Source organism: bacterium (assembly GCA_019637795.1).
In the GTDB taxonomy this organism is placed as follows: domain Bacteria; phylum Desulfobacterota; class Binatia; order HRBIN30; family CADEER01; genus JAHBUY01.
Window position 1 is genome coordinate 684,794 of the sequence record JAHBUY010000001.1, and the last position, 21,057, is coordinate 705,850.

17 protein-coding genes are annotated in these 21,057 nt (G+C 72.1%); 9 read left to right on the top strand and 8 right to left on the bottom strand.

What is annotated here, in order from left to right:
* The first annotated feature begins 62 nt into the window (after positions 1-62).
* Positions 63-2,006: an ABC-F family ATP-binding cassette domain-containing protein gene (locus tag KF840_02930; protein ID MBX3023842.1), complete on the top strand. Its 1,944-nt coding sequence runs from the start codon at positions 63-65 to the stop codon at positions 2,004-2,006.
* A 3-nt stretch (positions 2,007-2,009) separates the two neighbouring features.
* On the opposite strand, the gene mltG is transcribed toward KF840_02930, so the two are convergent.
* Complete coding sequence (mltG, locus tag KF840_02935; GenBank protein ID MBX3023843.1) at positions 2,010-3,017, bottom strand: endolytic transglycosylase MltG; 1,008 nt, start codon at positions 3,015-3,017, stop codon at positions 2,010-2,012.
* Between the two features lie 171 nt (positions 3,018-3,188).
* Here mltG and KF840_02940 point away from each other — a divergent pair, with 171 nt between their 5' ends.
* The gene (locus tag KF840_02940; GenBank protein MBX3023844.1) at positions 3,189-4,463 is read left to right on the top strand and encodes a M23 family metallopeptidase; all 1,275 of its coding nucleotides are present in this window, start codon (positions 3,189-3,191) and stop codon (positions 4,461-4,463) included.
* Complete coding sequence (locus tag KF840_02945; protein ID MBX3023845.1) at positions 4,460-5,266, top strand: glycerophosphodiester phosphodiesterase; 807 nt, start codon at positions 4,460-4,462, stop codon at positions 5,264-5,266. The genes KF840_02940 and KF840_02945 overlap by 4 nt, the downstream gene beginning before the upstream one ends.
* A 29-nt stretch (positions 5,267-5,295) precedes the next feature.
* Here the strand turns inward: KF840_02945 and KF840_02950 are convergent, their stop codons facing one another.
* The gene (locus tag KF840_02950; GenBank protein MBX3023846.1) at positions 5,296-6,102 is read right to left on the bottom strand and encodes a 3'(2'),5'-bisphosphate nucleotidase CysQ; all 807 of its coding nucleotides are present in this window, start codon (positions 6,100-6,102) and stop codon (positions 5,296-5,298) included.
* Positions 6,103-6,107: 5 nt separating this feature from the next.
* Positions 6,108-6,641, bottom strand: coding sequence for a hypothetical protein (locus KF840_02955; GenBank protein ID MBX3023847.1), 534 nt, complete (start codon positions 6,639-6,641; stop codon positions 6,108-6,110).
* A gap of 87 nt (positions 6,642-6,728) precedes the next feature.
* Here KF840_02955 and KF840_02960 point away from each other — a divergent pair, with 87 nt between their 5' ends.
* Positions 6,729-7,601 (top strand): MaoC family dehydratase, encoded by an 873-nt coding sequence (locus tag KF840_02960; GenBank protein ID MBX3023848.1) that lies wholly within the window; start codon positions 6,729-6,731, stop codon positions 7,599-7,601.
* Positions 7,602-7,677: 76 nt separating this feature from the next.
* Entirely contained in the window at positions 7,678-8,535 is an 858-nt protein-coding gene (locus tag KF840_02965) for a hypothetical protein (GenBank protein ID MBX3023849.1), read from the top strand.
* Positions 8,536-8,542: 7 nt separating this feature from the next.
* Here the strand turns inward: KF840_02965 and KF840_02970 are convergent, their stop codons facing one another.
* From KF840_02970 to rlmD, 3 genes are all read right to left on the bottom strand, one after another.
* Positions 8,543-8,869 (bottom strand): hypothetical protein, encoded by a 327-nt coding sequence (locus tag KF840_02970; protein MBX3023850.1) that lies wholly within the window; start codon positions 8,867-8,869, stop codon positions 8,543-8,545.
* A 157-nt stretch (positions 8,870-9,026) separates the two neighbouring features.
* Positions 9,027-9,272, bottom strand: coding sequence for a hypothetical protein (locus tag KF840_02975; GenBank protein ID MBX3023851.1), 246 nt, complete (start codon positions 9,270-9,272; stop codon positions 9,027-9,029).
* Positions 9,273-9,304: 32 nt separating this feature from the next.
* Positions 9,305-10,681: a 23S rRNA (uracil(1939)-C(5))-methyltransferase RlmD gene (rlmD, locus tag KF840_02980; GenBank protein ID MBX3023852.1), complete on the bottom strand. Its 1,377-nt coding sequence runs from the start codon at positions 10,679-10,681 to the stop codon at positions 9,305-9,307.
* Between the two features lie 81 nt (positions 10,682-10,762).
* Between rlmD and KF840_02985 the strand changes: the two genes are divergently transcribed.
* From KF840_02985 to KF840_02995, 3 genes are read left to right on the top strand one after another with little or no spacing between them, the layout of a single operon-like run.
* On the top strand, positions 10,763-11,200 hold the full coding sequence (locus KF840_02985; protein MBX3023853.1) for a hypothetical protein: 438 nt from the start codon (positions 10,763-10,765) through the stop codon (positions 11,198-11,200).
* A gap of 18 nt (positions 11,201-11,218) precedes the next feature.
* Complete coding sequence (locus tag KF840_02990) at positions 11,219-16,078, top strand: NAD-glutamate dehydrogenase (GenBank protein ID MBX3023854.1); 4,860 nt, start codon at positions 11,219-11,221, stop codon at positions 16,076-16,078.
* Between the two features lie 59 nt (positions 16,079-16,137).
* The gene (locus KF840_02995) at positions 16,138-16,878 is read left to right on the top strand and encodes an MBL fold metallo-hydrolase (GenBank protein ID MBX3023855.1); all 741 of its coding nucleotides are present in this window, start codon (positions 16,138-16,140) and stop codon (positions 16,876-16,878) included.
* A gap of 9 nt (positions 16,879-16,887) precedes the next feature.
* Here KF840_02995 and KF840_03000 read toward each other — a convergent pair whose 3' ends face one another.
* The gene (locus KF840_03000) at positions 16,888-18,042 is read right to left on the bottom strand and encodes a hypothetical protein (GenBank protein ID MBX3023856.1); all 1,155 of its coding nucleotides are present in this window, start codon (positions 18,040-18,042) and stop codon (positions 16,888-16,890) included.
* Positions 18,023-19,435, bottom strand: coding sequence for a M23 family metallopeptidase (locus tag KF840_03005; protein ID MBX3023857.1), 1,413 nt, complete (start codon positions 19,433-19,435; stop codon positions 18,023-18,025). Before KF840_03005 ends, KF840_03000 begins: the two co-directional genes overlap by 20 nt.
* Before the next feature lie 185 nt (positions 19,436-19,620).
* Between KF840_03005 and KF840_03010 the strand changes: the two genes are divergently transcribed.
* Complete coding sequence (locus KF840_03010; protein MBX3023858.1) at positions 19,621-20,931, top strand: inositol-3-phosphate synthase; 1,311 nt, start codon at positions 19,621-19,623, stop codon at positions 20,929-20,931.
* Positions 20,932-21,057 lie beyond the last annotated feature (126 nt).

Consider the following 21,057-nt stretch of genomic DNA (forward strand, 5'->3'; position numbering starts at 1 on the left):
GAGTGCAAGCCGTGCGCCCACCTTGCCAGGCCGGAGTGCGGTGGGTACAGACTGCCAGGGTTGTGCTGAGCATCAGCAATCTCTGCCGGCAATTCGGCAGCCAGGTGGTGTTCGATCGCGCCAACTGGACGGTCGGCGAGCGCGAGCGGGTCGCGCTCGTCGGCGCCAACGGCTCCGGCAAGTCGACCCTGCTGCGCATGATCGCCGGGCTGGACGAGCCCGATGGCGGCACCATCAGTATCCCGCGCGGCTGGGCGGTCGGCTATCTGCCACAGGACGGCATCACCGTCTCGGGCCGCACGGTCCTCGAAGAAGCACTCGGCGCCTTTGCCGGCGTGCTGGCCCTCGAGCGCGAGTGCCGTGCGCTCGAGGAGGCGCTCGCGCACGCGCCCGCCGACGATCCGGGCCACGACGAGCTGCTCGCCCGCTACAGCGACGCGCGCGCCCGTTGGGACGTCGAGGGCAGCTACGATTACGAGAGCCAGGCCGAGCGCGTGCTGCTCGGCCTCGGTTTCACGACCGCCGACTTCACCCGCGACGCGGGCGAGCTCTCCGGCGGCTGGCAGATGCGCCTCGCGCTCGCGACCCTGCTCCTGCGCCGACCGAACGTCCTGCTGCTCGACGAACCGACCAACCACCTCGACCTCGAGGCGCGCAACTGGCTCGAGGAATTCCTCGTCGCCTATCCGCACACGGTCATCCTGGTCGCCCACGACCGCTACTTCCTCGACGTCACGGTCACCCGCATCACCGAGGTCTCGAGCGCGCGCCTCACCGACTACCCGGCGCCGTACAGCCGCTATCTCGAAACGCGCGAGAGCCAGATCGCACAACAGGCGGCGGCCCATGCGCAGCAACAGGAGGAGATCGCCCGTCTCGAGGCCTTCATCAGCCGCTTCCGTGCCCAGGCGTCGAAGGCGACGCTGGTGCAGAGCCGCATCAAGTACCTCGAGAAGCTCGAGCGCATCCCGCCCCCGGAGGGCGGCCCGGCCACGATCCACTTCCGCTTCCCGCCCTGCGAGCGCAGCGGCCGCGAGGTGCTGCGCCTCGAGCGCGCCAGTAAGCGCTATGGCGACCTCACCGTGTACGACCAGTTGTCGCTGACCATCGAACGCGGCCGCAAGGTGGCGTTGGTCGGCCCGAACGGCGCCGGGAAATCGACCCTCATCAAGATGCTCGCCGGCGCCGAGCCGCTGAGCGGCGGCAGCCGCCACCTCGGCCACAAGGTCCGCATCGGCTATTTCGCGCAGGACCAGGCGAGGGTCCTCGATCCCAATCGCAGCGTGCTCGAGCTCGCCACCGCCGCCGCGCCGACCGATCTGGTGCCGCAGGTGCGATCGCTCCTCGGCGCCTTCCTCTTCAGCGGCGACGCCGTCGACAAGAAGGTCCGCGTCCTCAGCGGCGGCGAACGCAACCGCCTCGCCCTCGCGCTGCTGCTGCTCGAGCCGCCCAACTGCCTGCTGCTCGACGAGCCGACGAATCACCTCGACATGACCGCCAAGCAGGTCCTGCTGGAAGCGCTGCAGCGCTACAACGGCAGCCTCGTATTGGTGGCGCACGACCGCTACGTGCTCGACAACCTGCCGGAGGAGATCATCGAGGTCGGCGCCGGCCACGCGACGCGATACCTCGGCAACTACGAGGACTACGTCCGCCGCAAGGCGGCGGAGTCCGACGGCAGCCTGCCGCCGCCGATCGCGGTGCACGACGACGCGCTGGCGGCCGGCGACGAACCGCCGCCCGCGGCGCCGCCGCCCAACGCCGAGCGTCGCGCCGCCGCGAAGACCGAGGCCCGCGCCGCCGCCCGCCGCGACCGCGACCAGGCGAAGCTCGAGCGGGAGATCACCGACAAGGAGGACGCCCTGGCCGCCGTCTCCGCGGTGATCAACGCGCCCGACTTCTACCAGAGGCACGAGAGCCCGCAGCAGATGTTCAGCCAGTACGCCGAGCTCAAGCGCGACATCGACGCGCTGTACGCGAAGCTGGATCGCCTCGAGCGCGCGTGAGGCTCAGTCGCGATTCGGCTGGAACCGGCGCACGGCGCGGTTGTGGTCGTCGAGCGTGTCCGAGAAGACGTGCGAGCCGTCGTTGCGCGACACGAAGTAGAGCGCGTTGGTCGTCGCCGGCGCGACGGCCGCCGCGAGCGCGGCGCGCCCGGGGTTGGCGATCGGACCCGGCGGCAGCCCGCGGTGCACGTAGGTGTTGTAGGGCTGCTCGCTGGCGAGGTCGGCGCGCGTCAGCGGCGCCCGTCCGTTGCCGCGGCCGTAGATGACGGTGGGATCCGACTGCAGGAGCATACCGAGGCGCAGCCGGTTGTGGAACACGCCGGAGATCAGCGGCCGCTCGTCGGCCTGACCGGTCTCCTTCTCGATCACCGACGCCAGCGTCACCATCGCTGCCTCGCTGAGCCCCATCGCTTCGCGGCGCGCCGCCAGGTCGGCGGTCTGGGCGCGGAAGCGCCCCACCATCACGCGCACGATGTCGGCCGGTCCGGCGCTGGCGTCGAAGACGTAGGTGTCGGGGAAGAGGAATCCCTCGACGCCGGTCGCCGGCAACCTGAGCTCCAGCAGCAGCGCGGGATCCTCCATCGCGCAGCGGAAGGCGTCGCGTCCGCCATAGCCGCGCTCCTCGAGCGTCGCCGCCACCTGCTCGGCGGTGAACCCCTCGGGAATCGTCACCTGCCGCGCCGCGTCGCTCGCCGACTGCAGGAGCGCCAGCACGGCCACCGGCGAGATCGGCTCCGCGAACCGGAACTCGCCGCAGCGCGCCGTTCGGTCGAGCCCGACGGCACGCGCGTAGGCGCGCAGCAGCAGCGGATGGGCGATGACGCCCGCGGCGTACAGGCGGTCGGCGACGGCGCGGAAGCTCTCGCCCGAGGGGACGATGACGACGATGCCAGGGGTGACGGGTGGGACCGGCGTGAACAACGTCTGCCACGCCCACCAGGCACCGCCGGCCGCGGCGAGCACCAGCGCCAGACACACCAGCGTGAATGCGCGCGCCGCCCGCCTGATCACGGGCGCACGCTACCAAGCAAGCCCTGGCCGGGCAATTTCGATTCCCGGGTACGCGCCCGAATGCGTTGACCCCGCCGCCGGGCTCTGGCAGGGTCCCGGCACCCTGACATGTGGATGAGGCTGCACGGGAGCGGGTCGCGCCGACGCGACCCGGCAGCCGGTGTGTGTGCTGTGGCGACAGGTGCAGTGCGGCGCTGGCTGTCCACCATCGCGGGCGTCCTGCTCGTCGGCGTGCCCGTGCACGCACTGGCGCCTGCCGGCACGCCCGCGCCGCCGCTGGTGGCGCGCCGGGTGGAGCTGCAGGCGGCGCGTGGCGACACGCTGGATGCGCTGCTGCGCCACGAGGGGATCGCGCGCGACGAGGTCGCCCGGTGGCAGCGTGCCGCTCGGCGCGTCACCGATCTGGGACGCCTGGTGGCCGGCCGCGTCCTCGAGCTCGACCTCGGCGATCGCGGCCACCTGCTCGCCCTGCGCTACGAGCTGCCAGGCGAGGAGCGCCTCGTGATCGAAGTGGACGGCCGCGGTCGTCCGGCGGCGCGGCGGGAGCCCGTCCCCGTGCGGGTGCGCACCATCGGGGCGCGCGGCACCGTCGGCCGCAGCATCGAGGACGCGGCCGTGCGCGCCGGCATCCCCGATGCGGTGGTCTCCCAACTCGTCGACCTGCTGAGCTGGCGCCTCGATTTCAACGCGAACGTGCATCACGGCGACCGCTTTCGCGTCCTCTGGGAACAGCGGACGACGCTCGCGGGCCGGCTGCTCCGGCCGGGCCGCATCGTCGCCGTCGAGTACGAGGGGCGCTCCGACCGCGCCGCCGCCTACCTGCTCACCGACGGTGACGCCCCCACCTACGTCGACGGCGCCGGCCATCCGCTCGACGACGCGCCGCTGCGCTACCCGCTGGAGCTGTCGCGCATCACCTCCGCGTTCACCGACGCGCGCATGCATCCCATCCTGCACGTCAACCGGCCGCACCTCGGCGTCGACTTCGCGGCCCCCGCCGGCACGCCGGTACGCGCCATCGGCATCGGGACGGTGCAGTTCAGCGGCGTGCAGAGCGGCTTCGGCAACCACATCGAGATCGCCCACGGCCGCGGATTCGTGTCGGCATACTCGCACCTCGAGAAGATCGCGCCCGGCGTCGGCGGTGGCGCCAAGGTCGCGCGCGGCCAGGTGATTGGCTGGGTGGGACAGAGCGGCCTCGCCACCGGGCCGCATCTCCACTTCGCGACCTTCGAGGATGGCCAGTACGTCGATCCACGGAGCATCCAGTACCCGGCGCGGCCCGAGAAGGGCGCGCTGGTGGACTCCGCGACGCGGCGGCGGCAGCTCTCGGCCCGCCTGCGCACGCTGCCGCCGAGCTCGCCGGCGACCCCGATCGCGCCCGAGATGGGCCTGCCGGCGCTGGCCGTCGCCAGCGGCGTCGGCCCGATCACGCTGACCTTTTGAGCGCCGCGACCTACCTGGCGCGGCCGCGGCCGCGCGTCTTCGGGCATCGGGGCGCCGCCGGCGTCGCGCCCGAGAACACGCTGCCGTCGTTCGCGCTCGCCGCCGCGCTCGGCGCGAGCTACCTCGAGCTCGACGTGCACGCGACCAGCGACGGCGAGATCGTCGTGCTGCACGATCCCCTGCTCGACCGCACCACCAACGGCGAGGGCCCGGTGCGCGAGTGGCGATGGGCGGATGTCGCGGCGCTCGACGCCGGCTGGCACTTCACGCACGACGGCCACGCGTACCCGTATCGCGGCCAGGGCGTGCGCGTCCCGCGGCTCGCCGAGGTGGTCGCCGCCCATCCCGGGCACGCGTTCAACATCGAGATCAAGCAGGCGGAGCCGCCGATCGTCGACGCGACGCTCGCCATCCTGCGTCACGGCGGCGCCCTCGAGCGCACGCTGCTGGCCGCCGAGCACGACGACATCATGGCCGCGATCCGCGCCGCGGTCGGCGACCGGGTCGCCACCGGCATGAGCGTCGGCGACGTGATGGCGTTCATGGACCGCTGGCTGCGCGACGACTGGGGCGGCTACGCGCCACCGGGCGCGGCGCTGCAGGTGCCGCCGGCACACGGCGAGGTGGAGATCGTCAGCGCCGCGAGCGTGGCCGCCGCGCATCGTGTCGGCCTCGAAGTGCACGTGTGGACGATCAACGACGCCGCGGAGGTGGAGCGCCTGCTCGACCTCGGCGTCGACGGCGTGATGTCCGATCTGCCCGGTCTGGTGGCGACCGCCGTCGCCCGCCGCGCCGCCCGCTAGCAGCGAGCGCGGGGCGCGCGGCGGCCGCGTCAGGCCCGCGTGCCCGTCGGCGCCGGCTTGCCGACGCGGGCGATGACGGCGCGGATCGGAGCGAACAGGGCCGCGTTGGTGGCGATGATGCCGGGGAGCAGCGGTTTCTCGCTGTTGAAGCGCAGCGGCACGCCGTGGCAGTCGGTGATGCGGCCGCCGCCGGCGAGGATCAGCGCCGCGCCGGCGCACACGTCCCACTCGTGCTTGGGGGTCAGGCTGAAGGTGCCGTCGGCGCGGCCGGCGGCGATCAGCGCCAGCTTGAAGGCGACGCTGCCGGTCAACTCGACCTTCATCAGGGACTTGTACGGATCCCACTCGCCGCGCTTGTCCTCCGAACGACTGGCGAGCACCCGCGCCTGCTGGACGTCGGCGGTGTCCGTGCAGTGGGCGGGCGTGCCGTTGACCTGCAATCCATGCCCCTCGGCGCCGGCGAACAGCTCGTCGGTGACCGGGTTGTAGCTGACGCCGACCACCGGCCGACCGTCATCCACCAGCGCGATGCAGATGCAGAATTCGGGGATGTGCTGGGTGAACTCCTTGGTGCCGTCGAGCGGATCGACGATCCACACCCGCCGCCGCGACAGGCGCTCGCGGGAATCCCGCGTCTCCTCCGACAGCCAGCCGTCGCCAGGAAACGCCGCCAGGATGGCCGCGTGGATGCAGTCGTTGGCCCGTAGATCCGCCTCGGTCAGTGGATTGTCGTGCGATTTCTCCACCACCTCGAACGGCCGCTCGTACACTTCGCGCACGATCGCCCCGGCGCGACGCGCCGTGTCGATCGCCACGTCCAGCTCGCGTTCCCACATGGCGGTCAGTGGTAGCGGACGGCCCGCGTGCTGGCAATTTCCGCGCTCAGCGCGTTCAGCGCGGCCCGCAGCTCGCGGGTGTTGCCGCGGAAGTCCTGCTCGAGCTGACGCAGGCGCTGGCGCGACCCGCTCTGGCGCAACGCCACGTACCGCTGCTGCAGGGCGGCGCGCTCGTGGAACAGGCGGTCCGCCTTGGCGAGCGAGATCAGCCGCACGCGCTGCCCCTGCACCGAATCGGCGGCGGCGATCAGGCGGCTCAGCAGCCCGGTGTGATGGTTGGCCACGGCGCGCGCCATGGTGGCGGTCTGCGGCGGCTGCGGATACAGGGCGGCTTCGAGCTCGAGCAACGCCGCCGAGACGTCGCCCTCGCGCAGCAGGCGGTCGGCGCGCTCGATGCGCGCCACATGGCGCTCGAACTGCTGCCGCTCGAGGAAGGCGCCGAGCGGCCCGCGCGCCGCGCCCCACAGGACGCTGCCGAGATAGGCCACCACGCCGAGCGATACGGCGAGGACGGCGACTCCGATCAGCGTGACGAGCATGGCGGCGCGAGCGTGCTCCTAGCCTGGAGCGCCCGCCCCCTTCAACCGCGTTGACGGCGCGGCGCGGTCGCCCATATGGTCCGCCCCATGGCGATCGAATTCTTCCCCGCGCACGAGGTGTTCGTCGGTCGCGACATCGGCGGACGCCGTGCCACGGTGACCCCGGCCGAGGTGGCGCGCTACGGCGACGGCACCGGCGACCGCCACCCGTGGTATCGCGGCGATTCCCCGTTCGGCGGCCCGATCGCCCCGGCGCTCCTCTACCACTCCGAGGTCTACCGCGACCTCAGTTGGTACCTGCCGAACCTGATCGGCAATCTGCACGCCAAACAGGAATGGGATCTCTTCGCCCCCATGCCGGTGGGCTCCGTGGTCCGCACCCGGTCGACCGTCGTCGGCCGGTACCGCAAGCGCAACCGCGACTACGTCGTCAACGAGGTCCTGGTCACCGATGACGACGGGCGTTGGCTGCAGCGCAGCCGGACGCACCAGAGCTTTCTCGCCGACGCCCCCGGGGATGCGATGGTGGTGGACAAGGAGCGGGAGCGCCGCCCGGAGCGCCGCTTTGAGCCGCCCAATAGCGGCGAACCGCTGCCCGGATTTCGCCGCGTCGTCACCCTCGAGATGTGCGAGGCGTTCTCCGGCCCGGTGCGCAACTACCACACCGATCGCGAGATGGCGCAGGCGCTCGGCTTCCCAGACGTCGTCGTCCAGGGGATGCTCTCGGTCTGCCTGCTCGCCGAGCTGATGACCCAGGCGTTCGGCATCGGCTTCTTCTGCGGCGGCCAGATGTCGCTCAATCTGGTCAACGTGCTGTGGGGCGGCGAGGCGGTGCGCGCCGCGGGGCGCATCCGCGACGAAATCCCCGAGGGCTCGCGGGTTCGGGTGGTGACCGACGTCTGGTGCGCCAAAGACGATGGCACGCCCACGATCATCGGGACGGCCAGCGCCCTGCGCTGACCGCGCCGCGAAAATTGACCCGCTGTCGATGCGCCGGTAAGGTCGCGCGTTGACACCCATGCGGAAGGACCCACTCATGCCCAGCACGCTTCGTTCGCTCGCCATTCTCGCCGCCCTGGCACTCATCCCCAGCCTGGCGCAGGCCGGCTGGGTCATCGAGTGGAGCACCGCCGCCGCGGGGCCGAAAGGGCAGGCGATGGCGGCCCAGAAGGCGACCCAGTCGATCGCCAAGAACCAGGTTCGCATGGACCAGCCGGAGGTGGTCACCATCACCGACTACGACAAAGATCGCCTCGTGATGATGAACCCGACCAAGGACTACTTCTGGAGCGGTTCGTCGAGCGACTACCTGCGCGAGATGACCACGGCGCGCGACGCCGCGATACGCGAACGCATCGGCCACCTCACCGGGAAGAAGAAGGACAAGGACGCGGCGGCCAGCGTGCCGACGCCCAGCACCGTCGACCCATCCAAGTTGCCGCCGGTGTCCATCACCGCGACCGGGGTGACGGAAAAGATCGCCGGCTACGCCGCCGAGAAGTACGAGGTGAGGGTGGACGGCGATCTGTTCGAGGAGATGTGGATCGCGCCGGTCGATCTGTCGTCGGATCTCAACTACGACCGCTACCTCGCGCAGCAGCTCAAGAACAGCGCCGTCATGCAGGGCAAGTCGGCGGATGCCTACAACGCGATCTATCGCGATCCCGAGTACCGGCGGGTGACCGAGAAGGCGCTGGTGGTGAAGAGCGTCACCCACCACGTGGCCGGCACGTTCGAGCGCACCGCGACATCGGTGCAGCAGCGCGACATCCCGCCGTCGACGTTCACCGTGCCCGATTCCTACCGCAAGGTCCGCCTCAGCGACCTGATGGAGCCGCCGCCGACCCCCGCGCCGGGCGACGCGAGCCCGTCCGGCGCCATGCCGAAGAACTGAGGGGCGCTCAGGCGGCGCGCCGGCCGTTGCCGGACAGCGGATCCTCGGCGCGGCCGCCGCTGCCGACGGCGACCCGGGTCTTCTCCACCCGCAGCTTCAGCTCCTTGATCACCTGCAGATCGGACTGCATGCGGTTGAGCGACTCGACCAGGCGAGTCACTTCCTGAATCGCCGGATCGAGGTCCTCCAACGCCACCGCCTCGAGCCCGCGCTCGAGTTGCTTGAACATCCCAACCAGCGACCCGGTGTCGTTGACCCCGGCCTGTGACAGCCGGTTCTGCATCTTGCCGTAGAACACCAACAGGTCGTTCGCTTGCTTGCGCAGATCTTCCATCGGTCCGGCCTCCCGTCCGCCAGTAGCGGCAAGGCAGAAGCCAGAAGCGTGCCGCCAGTCGCGGCGCTCTGCCGGCCTTCCTGCGACCGGGGAGGTGGCACTGCGAGTGACGTGTCGGTGTCAGCGCGGTGACGGACGGGCGGCGCGCTGCGGCCGCTCACTCCGGCTCGTCGCCGAAATGAGCGCGGGCGATGCGTTCCTTGAGATACTCGAGAGTGCCCAGGTCCTCGATGATGTCGCCGCCGGTGTCGTAGAAGAAGATCTCGCCTTCCTTGTTGCGGCCGACGGCCACCAGCCACTCGAGCTCGTCGCGATCCTTCAGCAGGTAATTGATCGTCTGGGAGACACCCCGCCCGGGAATGATGGTGATCTTGGGCGCCAGGGTCTTCGGCGGCTTGGCCATCAGGGCTCACACCTTTACAGGCTGCGTGTGCGTCATCGCATGCGGCGTCGCCTGCGTGGGCGCGTCCGCGAAAGGCTCGGCCCGTGACGCCGCGCAGACGCTACATCAGGGGCTGGGGGGTCGCAAGCGAGCGTTGCGGTGACGACGGTTTCGACGTGGTACGTGTGCGGAAAGAAGTCGATCGGCTGCACGCCGTCGATCCGATACGCGGTGTGCAACGGCCGCAGATCGCGCGCCAGGGTGGATGGATCGCACGACACGTACACCAGGCGGGGCGCCGCGATGCGCAGCAGCGCCGCGACGCAGGCGGCAGCGCCGCTGCGCGGCGGATCGAGGATCACGGCGTCGAAGCGTTCGCCGGCACCCGCGAGCTCCGCCACCGCCCGCTCCGCCGTCATCGCCAGCATCCGCAGCGGCGTCCCCGGTTCGCTGTCCGCCTGGGCGCGCGCGTCCGCGGCGGCGGTGCGGTCCTGCTCGACCGCGGTCACCAGCGCCCCGGCGCGGCGCAGCGGCAGTGAGAGGTTGCCGGCGCCGGCGTACAGGTCGAGCACGCGCATGCCGGGCCGCGGCGCCACGGCGGCCACGACCTGCTCGATCAGCAGGCGGTTGGCGGCATCGTTCACCTGCGTGAACCCCGGCGCGTGCACCTGGAGCGGCGGCGCGGCGGCGCCGACGACCGAGACCACCGCATCGCCCCAGACGCGCGTCCAACCACGGCCGCGCAACACCAGGCCGGCGACCGCCGGATGCGCGGCAAGCCAAGCGCGGCAGGCGGCCTCGTCGGCGGCGTGCCAGCCGCCCTCCGCCTCGCCCGCCACCACCACCCGCGCGCCCTCGCCGCGCGACGCGACCTCGAGACGCCGCAGCGCCGCGCGCAAGGCCGCCACCAGCGCCGGCAACCAGGCGAGGGCGGCGTCCACGTGCGGCTCGGCGAGCAGGCAGTGGTCGACCGCCACCAGGTCGTGCGAGGCGGCGGCGTGAAAGCCGACGACCCCGTCGGCGACGCGCAGCTTGAGCCGGCGGCGATACCCGTATTCACGCGGCGACGGCAGCGGCGCCTGCACCGGAACGGTCAGGCCGGCGAGTCGCCGCAACTGCTCGGCGACGATGCGGCGCTTGGCGGCGAGCTGGGCGGCGTAGTCGAGGTGCTGCCAGGGACAGCCGCCGCAGCGCGGCAGGTAGGCACAGGGCGGGTGGCGGCGCGCCGCCGACGGACGGCGAACGGCGACGACGTCGGCGAAGGCGTAGCGCGGTCGTGTCTCGCGCAGCGCCACCTCGACTTCCTCGTGCGGCGCCGCGCCGCGCACGAAGATGACCTTTCCGTCCACCCGCGCCACCGCGTGCGCGCCGTACGCCATCTCCCCGGTGGTGACGACCAGCCTCGCGGTCGTCTCGTCGCCGGCGGCCATGGCAGGCGGCTACCACACGGGACCGGCAGCGCCTACCGCACCTGTCCGCCTCCACCCGGTGTGCTACGCTGCGCGGCTGCGATGGAAGCTCGTCCGATCCGCTGCCGCCGCGCCCGCCGCACCGATGCCGGGGCGATCTTCGCCCTCCTCACGGCCGCCGCGCCGGCCCCGGCGGACCGCGCCACCCGGCACCACTTCCGCAAGCTGGTCGCCGACCTGGGCGCCGACTGCTACGTCGCCCTGCGCGACGGCACGGTCGTCGGCGTGGTCCACGTGACCTACGCCCGCCACCTCCTCGACGGACAGCGGGCGACGGTCGAGCTCGTGCGCGCCTCGGAAGACGACGTCGCCCGCGCCCTCGCGGCGCTGGTCCGCGAGCGCGCCGCGCGCCGCCACTGCCTGCTGATCGACTGGCGAGACGCCCCGGAGGACGGGGCGGCGGAAGCATTCGCGAGCGCGCTGGGCGCTCGCCGGATCGGCGCCACGGTGCGGGTTGAAATACCCGCACCGCGCGAGTAACCCCGCGGCGGGATCCCCATGGCGTCACTGCAGAAGGCGATCGCGCAGCTCATGGAGAGCCGCGCCGAGCAGCGCCCCACGCCGCCCGAGGGCGGCGCCGAGGAGACGCCGGCGCCGGGACCGCTCGGCGCACCGCCCGCGACGCCCCCGCCGCCCGATCCGGTCCGCGTCGAGACCTTCGCCCGCGAGCTCTACGGCGCCGGCGGCGCGCTCGCCGAGGACGCCGACGCCTGGCCGCGCGCCGCCAGCGCCCTCGCCTTCCTGGGCGAGCGCACGGCGCCGATCGCGCTGCGCATCTTCACCCCGGAGCGCGGGCGCGACGGCTGGAGCAGTTCGCTGACCGTGGTGGAGACGGTGCTCGAGGATCGGCCGTTCATCGTCGACACGGTGCGCGCTTTCCTCCAGCGCGAGGGCGGCATGGTGCGGCTGCTGCTGCACCCGATCCTCGGCGTCGAACGCGATGCCGCCGGCCATCTGCGGCGCGTCACCCCGCCCACGCCCGGCGTGCCGCACGAATCGTTCGTGCACGTCGAGGTCGCCAACCTGGCGGCGAGCAGCGCGCTGCAGGAGCGGCTCGCCGATCGACTCGAACGCCTGGTCGCCGTCACCGACGACTATCGCGCCATGCGTGCCCGCCTCGCCGACGCCGCCGCGACGCTCCGCGCCGCGCCGCTGCCCTCCCCGTGGGAGGAGGAGCGGGAGGAATCCGCCGCGTTCCTCGACTGGCTCGCCAACAAGAGCTTCGTCTTCCTGGGCTACCGCGAGTATGCGCTGACCACCGACGGGGCCCTGCGGGCGACCACGCGGGCCGGCAGCGGCCTCGGCCTGCTGCGCACCCCCGCGCCGTCGCGCTGGGCCGCGGGCGGCGACGTGCCGGCGGAGATCGCGGCGCGGCTCGGCGGCGCGCCCCTGATCCTGATGTCGAAGACGAATGCCGCCAGCCCGGTGCACCGCGACGCGCCGATGGACGACATCGCCATCAAGGAGGTGGACGCGCGCGGGGTGCTGGTCGGCGTGCGCCGCCTGATCGGCCTCTTCACCTTTCGCGCCGAGGGCCAGGCGGCCAGCGAGATCCCGCTCCTGCGTCGCCGCCTGGCGGCGATCCTCGACCGGCAGGGCATCGTCGCCGGCTCGCACGACGCCCGCAACCTGGTCGACCTCTTCAACAGCTTCCCGCGCGAGCAGCTCTTCTCCAGCCGCATCGAGGACGTGCTCGACGCGATGCGCGCCATCGTCGACGCGGAGTCGGCGCTGCACGTCGGCCTCTTCGCCCACGCCGACGCCACCGGTCGCGGGCTGTTCGTGATCGCGCTGCTGCCGCGCGCCCGCTATTCGACCGAGCTCGGCGAGCACATCACCGCCGCCGTCGCCCGCCATCTCGGCGGCCCGCTCCTGCTCGATCACCTGGCGCTCGACGACCGTACCGTCGCCCGCCTGCACTTCCAGATCGCGGTCGCGCCCTCCCAGCTCGCCGGGCCGGCGATGGCGGCGCTGCGCGAGGAGCTCGGCGGCCTGCTGCGCACCTGGGACGACGCCCTGGCCGAGGAGCTGGCGGCGCTCGTGCCCGCGGCGCAGCGCGGCGCGCTCGTCGCCCGCTATCGCGCCGCCTTCCCGGCCGCCTACAAGGCCGGGACCGAGATTGCCGCCGCCGCCCGCGACGTCGCCTGCATCGAAGCGCTGTGCGCCACCGGGGAGGCGCAGATCGAGCTCGCGCGCCCGGCGCCCGGCGCGGCGCCGACGCTCAACCTGTACGCCAGCAACGAGACGCTGGTCCTGAGCGAGTTCGTCCCCGTGCTCGAGAACCTCGGCCTGCGCGTGCTCGGCGAGGACGTGATCGCCCTGACGATGCCGGCGGGCGAGCGCGTCGCCATCCACCGCTTCGGCGTCGAGGGGATCGACGGCCGCGCGCTCGACGCCGACCGCGATGCGCCGCGCCTGGTGGCGGCGCTGCACGCGGTGCGGGCGCGGCGCACGGTCAATGATCCCCTGAACGCCCTGGTGCTCAGCGCCGGCCTCGACTGGCAGGCGGTGGCGGTGCTGCGCGCCTATGTCGCGCGCGCCAGTCAGAGCGGCGCCGGCGCGACCGCGACCATCGTCGAGACGCTCAACGCCAATCCCACCTGCGCGCGCGCCCTGTTCGCGGTGTTCGCGGCCCGCTTCGATCCCGCCGCCACGACGCACCCGCCGCGCGAGCGGCTGGCGGGACCGGCCGCAGCGGCCGAGGCCGCCCTGCAGGCGGGCATCGCCGCCGTGCCGCTGCTGGTGCACGATCGCATCCTGCGCCATCTCGCCGCCGCGGTCGCCGCCACGGTGCGCACCAATGCCTACGCGATCGCGCCGGGCGAGGCCCTTGCCCTGAAGCTCGATCTCACCCAGTTGCCGCAGCCGACGCCGCCGGCCGCCTTCGAGATCTGGGTCGAGGGCGTCGACCTGCGCGGCGTCCACCTGCGCGCCGGCCGCGTCGCCCGCGGAGGCATTCGCTTCAGCGATCGTCCCGACGACCTCCGGGCCGAGATCATGGGCCTGCTGCGCACCCAGGTGGTGAAGAACGCGGTCATCGTGCCGGTCGGCGCCAAGGGCGGCTTCGTCGTCGCCGGCGGCGCCCGTGCCGCCATCGAGCCGGCGCGCATCGAAGCCGGCTACCGCCGCTTCATCACCGCCGTGCTCTCGGTCACCGACAACGTCGAGCGCGGCACCATCAAGGCGCCCCCGGGCCTGATCGTCTACGATCCCCCCGATCCCTACCTGGTCGTCGCCGCCGACAAGGGCACCGCGGCGTTCTCGGACGTCGCCAACGAGATCGCCGCCGCGCGCGGCTTCTGGCTCGGCGACGCCTTCGCCTCCGGCGGCCGCAACGGCTACGACCACAAGTCGCTTGCCATCACCGCCCGCGGCGCCTGGGAGTGCGCGCGTCAGCACTTCCGCGAGCTCGGTCGCGACCTCGATCGCGATGCCGTGCGGGTGGCGGGGATCGGCGACATGAGTGGCGACGTGTTCGGCAACGGCCTGTTGCGCTCGCGTCATCTGCAGCTCGTCGCGGCCTTCGACCACCGCCACGTCTTCCTCGACCCCCACCCGGATCCCGAGCGCGGCATCCGCGAGCGGCAGCGGCTGTTCGCCATGCCGCGTTCGACATGGGCCGACTACGCCCCCGCGGCACTCGGCCCCGGCGGCGGCGTCTACCCACGGGACGCCAAGGCGATCCCGCTGTCGCCCGAGGCGCGGGCGCTGCTCGAGCTGGACGACCCGGCGCCGTCCGGCGAGGCGGTCGTGCGGGCGATCCTGCGCCTGCCGGTCGACCTGCTGTGGAACGGCGGCATCGGCACCTACGTCAAGGCGAGTGACGAGACGCACGTCGCCGTCGCCGATCCGGCCAACGACCCTGTGCGGATCGACGCGCGCGAGCTGCGCGCCACCGTCGTCGTCGAAGGCGGCAACCTCGGGTTCACTCAGCGCGGGCGCATCGAATACGCGCTCAACGGCGGCCGCATCAACACCGACGCGATCGACAATTCCGCCGGCGTCGACTGCTCCGACCACGAGGTGAATCTGAAGATCGCCCTGCACCCGCTGGTCGCCAACGGCACCCTGCCGGAGCCGGCGCGCAACGCGCTGCTGGCGGAGCTCGCCGAACCGGTGTGCGCGGCGGTGCTGGCGCACAACCGTTCGCAGGCCCGGACGCTCCATCTCGACCAGACCCGCTCGCGCAGCGACCTGCCCCTGTTCCGCGATCTGATCAGCATCCTGGAGGCCGAAGCCGGCCTCGATCGGCAGGCGGCGCAGATGCCGACGCGCGAGGCGTTGCGCGTCCGGCGCGGCCTCTACAGCGGCCTCACCCGCCCCGAGCTCGCCGTGCTGCTGGCCCACACCAAGCTCGATCTGCAGCGGCGCCTGCTGCAGGCGCCGCTGTGCGACGACCCGGCGCTGGAGCCGCTGCTGCTCAGCTACTTTCCCGACGCGATTCGCGAGCGCTACCCGCGCGCCGCGGCGCAGCACCCGCTGCGGCGCGAGATCATCGCCGTTCAGCTCGCCAACCAGCTCGTCGATGACCTGGGAATGACCTTCCTGGTGCGCGCCGTGCGCGACACGGGCGGCGACGTCCTCGAGGTGGTGCAGGCGTGGCTGGCGGCGCGCGCCCTCGCCGACGGCGCGGCGTTGGATGCGGCGCTGAACGGCGCCGCCGAGCGGATGAACGGGGAGGCCGACGCCGCGTGCGCCATGCGGATCGAGCGCGCGTTCGAGGCCGCGGTCGCCGGTCTCGTGCCGTCGCTGCGTCCTCAGCGGCCGTTGGATGCGATCGTGCGGCCGCTGCAGGAGCCGGTCGGTCTCCTGTTGTCGGAGTGGCCGGCGCTCCTCGGATCGCGACGCGGCGCGGCGTACGCGGCCGACGTGCAGGCGCTCGAGGCGGCCGGCGTGCCGCCGCCCCTGGCCCAGCGGGTGGCGCTCCTGGCCGGCCTGGGCGACGCGATCGAGATCGCGCGCATCGCCGCCAACGCCAGCTCGCCCCTCCCGGCTGTCGCTCAGGTGTACGGCGAGCTCGGGACGGCGCTCGAGCTCGACTGGCTGCGCGAGGCGTTGCCCGGGGCCCTCTCCACGGACGACCGCTGGGAGGCGCGCGCCGCGGCCGGCCTGTTGGATCGGCTGCGCGCCACGCGCCGCCACCTGGTGGCCGACGTGCTGGCCACGCGCACGGTCGCCGCGGACGGTGCCGGACGCGTGGCCGCCTACACCGATGCCCGTCGCGATCAGGTCGACGTCATCGTCGGCCTGGCCCAGGACCTGCGCGCCGGCGCCACGCCTCCCCTTGCCGCCCTGCTGGTGCTGCTGCGCGAGATCGATCGCCTGAGCGAGCCCGGCCCGGCCCGCGGAAGGGCGTAGTAATCGCCCGCCAGTGGCGCCATAATGCGCGCCGTCAAAACGGCCATGAGGAGCCCTGGGTGAGTGTGTCCGTCCGTTTCCTCGGTACCGGCGATGCGTTCAACGCGCGCGGCCGTTGCCACGCGAGTTACCTGGTCGAAGCGCCGAGCGGCACGTTGCTGCTCGACTGCGGCGCCTCGGCGCTGCTCGCCATGCAGCGCGACGGGGTCGACATCGAGCGCCTCGACGCCATCTGCCTGAGCCATCTGCACGGCGACCATTTTGCCGGGCTGCCGTTTCTGTTCATCGCGCAGACCTTCGACGTCCCGCGGCGGCGGCCGCTGACCATCGTCGGACCGCCGGGCACCCGGGCGCGGGTCGAGGATCTCTTTCGCGCCATGTACCGCGACCTCGCCGCGCGCCCGCTGCCGTTCGAGGCGCGCTACGTGGAAGTCAGCGGCGGGACGCGGACGCCGATCGGCTCCGCCGAGCTGCTCTCGTTCGCCGTCCCGCACCAGGCGACCGAGATCTCGCTGGGCTACCGGCTCGAAATCGACGGCAAGGTGGTGCTGTACTCGGGCGACACGGGATGGACGGAGGCGCTGGTGACGTTGTCGCAGGGCGTCGACCTCTTCATCTGTGAGTGCTGCTTCTACGAGACGCAGGTCGACTTCCACATCGACTATCCGCGGCTCGCCGCCGAGCGCCGTCGCTTCGGGTGCCGACGCCTGGTGCTGTCGCACTGCGGCCGCGAGGTGCTCGCGCACCGCGACGAGATCACCGAGGAGATCGCCTCCGACGGTCTCGTCGTCGCGCTCTGACCGACGCGCTCAGCGCGGTTCGCGCTGCCGGGCCGCCTGACCGGGCGTCACGATCAACGAGCCCTTGGCGCGCTCGGCCTCCTGCCGCGCCGCGAGCTGCGCGAAGTAGGCGAAGCTCGCGCGCACCAACTGATCGCAGAACGGAATGTCGCGCGGCGGCGCGCCGGCGGCGAGCGCCGCGGCGACCGCGCCGGCCTCGGCGGCGCGGTCGGGACGGCGGGTGGCGGCGAAGTAGCGCGCCATCTCCGCCAGCCGCCGCCCCCAGCGCTCGCTCTGCGCGCCGCCGAACGTGTGGTCGACGGCGCGGGCCAGAATGTCGTCGAAGCGCTCGCGCTGCTGCAGCTCGTTCAGCACCAGTGGGCTGTCCTGCACGCTGCTGAATTCCTCCAGGAACGGCGCCAGCTCCTCGGCCGGGCGGAACCAGGTGCGCAGCTCGGGCTCGCCCAGCATGTCGGCCGAGCGGGCGAGCGCGGCCGCGTCGGCGGCGGGCGGCGGCAGCGGCGACGCCTCGGTCGGCGCCTCGCGCCACAGTTGCGCCCGCAACGCCGGATAGTCCCCCTCCATGCGCCCACCGCTGGCGCGCGCCGCCTCGAAGGCACGCCGCACCAGGGCGTCGGCGTGGCGCCAGTCGACGGCCGCGAGACGGACGTCATGCCGCTGCTCGAGCTCGCCGCGCAACGTCTTGAGGGCCTTGCGGCTGGCACTGTGCAGCGCCACCTCGCGCAGGCCCTCGACGTCGTTGATGACGGCGAACAGATGGAGCACCCCGCCGGGCTGCGGCCGGATCAGCCACACCAGTTGGTCGCCGCGGCCGTCGACGCTGGAGACGTAGCCCTCGAGCGGCGGCGCGGACGGTGGCGTCGCGACGGGCGCCGCGGCGGGTCCATCGGCGATCGCGACGCCGCGCTGCTCCAGCCGGTAGAGCGCGCGCTTGATCTCCTTGCGCAGGCCCTTGTCGGTCGCGGCGGCGCGCATCTGCTGCAACTGGCGCGCGCTCGCCTGGCTCGCGATCCCGCCCAGTCGGTGCGCGATCGCGACATCCGCATCCGCCGCGCGGCCGGCGTGGGCCGTGAGCGCCGCGACGTCCGCGTCCGCGGCGACGCCCCAGTCGGTCAGCAGGCGCTCGCCCACCGCCTGCCGCTGATCAGTGCCCGGCTTGGCCATCGGCCGCGGGCTGACCGCCGTCGTTCGCCGCCGGCGGTGGGGCGGCGACGGCCGCCGGCTTGGCGGCGGGCTGGCTCGCGAGTTGATCGGCGAGGTGCTCGCGCATCCACTTCGGATCCCACCACTCGACCGGGTCCACCTGAACGCCGCGCACGAGGATCGAGAAATGGAGATGGTCGCCGCCGGCCAGGCCGGTCTCGCCGGTCTGGCCGATGACCTCGCCGGCAGCGACGCGTTGCCCCTCCTTGACCCCGATGCTGCTCAGGTGGCCGTAGAGGGACGAGACGCCGAGGCCGTGGTCGATGACCACCGTATCGCCGTAGATGCCGAGGTAGCCGGCGAACAGGACCACCCCAGCCTGCGTCGCCTCGACCGGCGCGCGCTTGAGTGACGCGAGGTCGTAGCCGAGGTGCGTCTGCTTGTCGATCGTCTCTCCCTTGTAGACGTAGGCGCGGCGATCGGCGAAGGCGCTCATCGGAGCGGCGTTGGTCTGGCGCCGGAAGACGCCCGTCCACAGCGGCACGTCCGCCGTTTGCGCGGTGATCGCGTCGAGCTTGTCCTCCGACTCCTTGCGCACCTCGCGGTTCACCACCAGGTAGCCCTGGACGAGGTCGGCCGGCACCGGCTTGCCGACCTTGGAGAGAATCTCCGGCACCTTGCGTTGCAGGAAGGCATCGTCGATCTGCAACTGGCGTTCGGGAAACTGGCGGTTCTTGATCGACACCGGCACGGACACCTCGGTGGCGTTGCCGGCGGCGTCGACGGCGCGCAACACCGGGCGTGCCTGCGCCGTCAGATCCTGCGGGACCGCGAACAGCACCATGACCAGGCTCGGATCGGCGAAGTAGCCGCGGACCGCCGGAAAGGAATACGGATCCACCTTGACGGAGACGTCGGTGGCATCGGGACTGACGCGGAAGAGCGCCAGCGCCGCGCCGCCGAGTCGCATGTTGTTCTGGGTGGTGAGGACGTCGACGCGCGGCGGCGTGGTGTCGATCGTGACGTCGCGCGACGCGACGGTCTCGCGCTCGCCGCCGAACAGATGCCAGGCGTAGGTGCCGGCGACCACCTCCAGCTTCGCCGGCCCTTCGACGGCGCCGGTGGCGCTGAGGTCGGCGTTCAACGCGATGTCCTGCTCGCGGGTGCTGGGACTCGCCGGGAGCTCCTGGCGGTAAAGCGTGATCGCCTGACCGTTGGCGACCAACCGGACCTCGACGTAGCGCAATCCGGGATGCCCGGCGGCGCGCACCACGAGGTCGCCGGTGACGGTGCGCCCGATGGGATCGGGCACCTGCGCGAAGTCCACCTGCGGCGGGCCGGGCTCGAGCTTGAACCACCAGACCGCGCCCACCAGCACCGCGAGCGCCCCGAAGAGAACCAGCGCTCCCTTCACCAGCAGCCACCCCGCCAACGCATGCGCAGACGCTTCCCGATGCCTGCCGGCAAGTCAAGGACGCGCGGCGCTCGAGCGGATCTCATTGTCGATCGCGCGGCGGGAGGTTTGGCGCCGTCGCCGGTCCCGTCGTCGCCCAGGGATCACCTTGCCTTGCCCAGGGGAACCTTCTAACACCGAGCGCCATGACCGCAGCGCAGATCGCCCCGGCCGAGGGCCGTCTCGGCGTCCTCCTGGTCGGGTTGGGCGCCGTCAGCACGACCCTGGTGGCCGGCGTCGAGCTGATTCGCAAAGGTCTGGCGCGACCCATCGGGTCACTGACCCAGCTCGGGACGATCCGACTCGGCAAACGCACCGATGAGCGGGTGCCGCTGATCAAGGACTTCGTGCCGCTCGCCGGCCTCGACGATCTGGTGTTCGGCGCCTGGGACATCTTTCCCGACACCTGTTACCAGAGCGCCCGCAAGGCCGGCGTGCTCGATCCGACGCAGCTCGCGCTGGTCCGCGACGAGCTCGACGCGCTGACGCCCTGGCCAGCGGCTTTCGATCCGCATTACGTCAAGCGGCTCAACGGCCCGCACGTGAAGCAGGCGGCGACGAAGATGGAGCTCGCCGAGCAGATCATGGCCGACATCGACCGCTTCGCGGACTCGAGCGACGTCAGTCGACTGGTGATGGTCTGGTGCGGCAGCACCGAGAGCTTCCTCAGCCCGCAGCCGGTGCACTTCAACCTCGAGTCGTTCGAAGCCGGCCTGCGCGCCAACGATCCCGCCATCGCGCCGAGCATGCTCTACGCCTATGCGGCGCTGCAGCGCGGCATCCCCTTCGCCAACGGCGCGCCCAACCTGACGGTGGACATCCCCGCCATGGTCGAGCTGGCGCAGGCGCGGCGCCTGCCGATCTGCGGCAAGGACTTCAAGACCGGCCAGACCCTGATGAAGACCATCCTGGCCCCTGGCCTCAAGGCGCGCATGCTCGGGCTGCAGGGGTGGTTCTCGACCAACATCCTCGGCAACCGCGACGGCGAGGTATTGGACGAGCCTGCCAACTTCCGCACCAAGGAAGAGAGCAAGCTGTCGGTGCTCGACGTCATCCTGCGCGAGGACCTGCATCCGGAACTGTACGGCGACTACGTCCACCGCGTGAGCATCCACTACTACCCGCCGCGCGGCGACAACAAAGAGGGCTGGGACAACATCGACGTGTTCGGCTGGCTCGGCTACCCGATGCAGATCAAGATCAACTTCCTCTGCCGGGACTCGATCCTCGCCGCCCCGCTGGTCCTCGACCTGGCGCTGTTCCTCGATCTCGCCCGCCGCGCCGGCATGCACGGGGTCCAGGAGTGGCTCTCCTTCTATTTCAAGAGCCCCCAGACCGCCCCCGGCCTGTATCCCGAGCACGACCTGTTCATCCAGCTCATGAAGCTCAAGAACACCCTCCGCCATCTGCGCGGCGAGGAGCTGATCACCCACCTCGGGCTCGAGTACTACGACTGACCCCGGAGCCGGCCTCGAGCCCGGTTCATGAGTCTAAGTCTGGGAGAGGCGAGAGAAATTTTCACTTGCATTCCGACATCGGCCTTGACTCGTTACCTGGCGCCATTTAAGACGGTCATGCCCGGT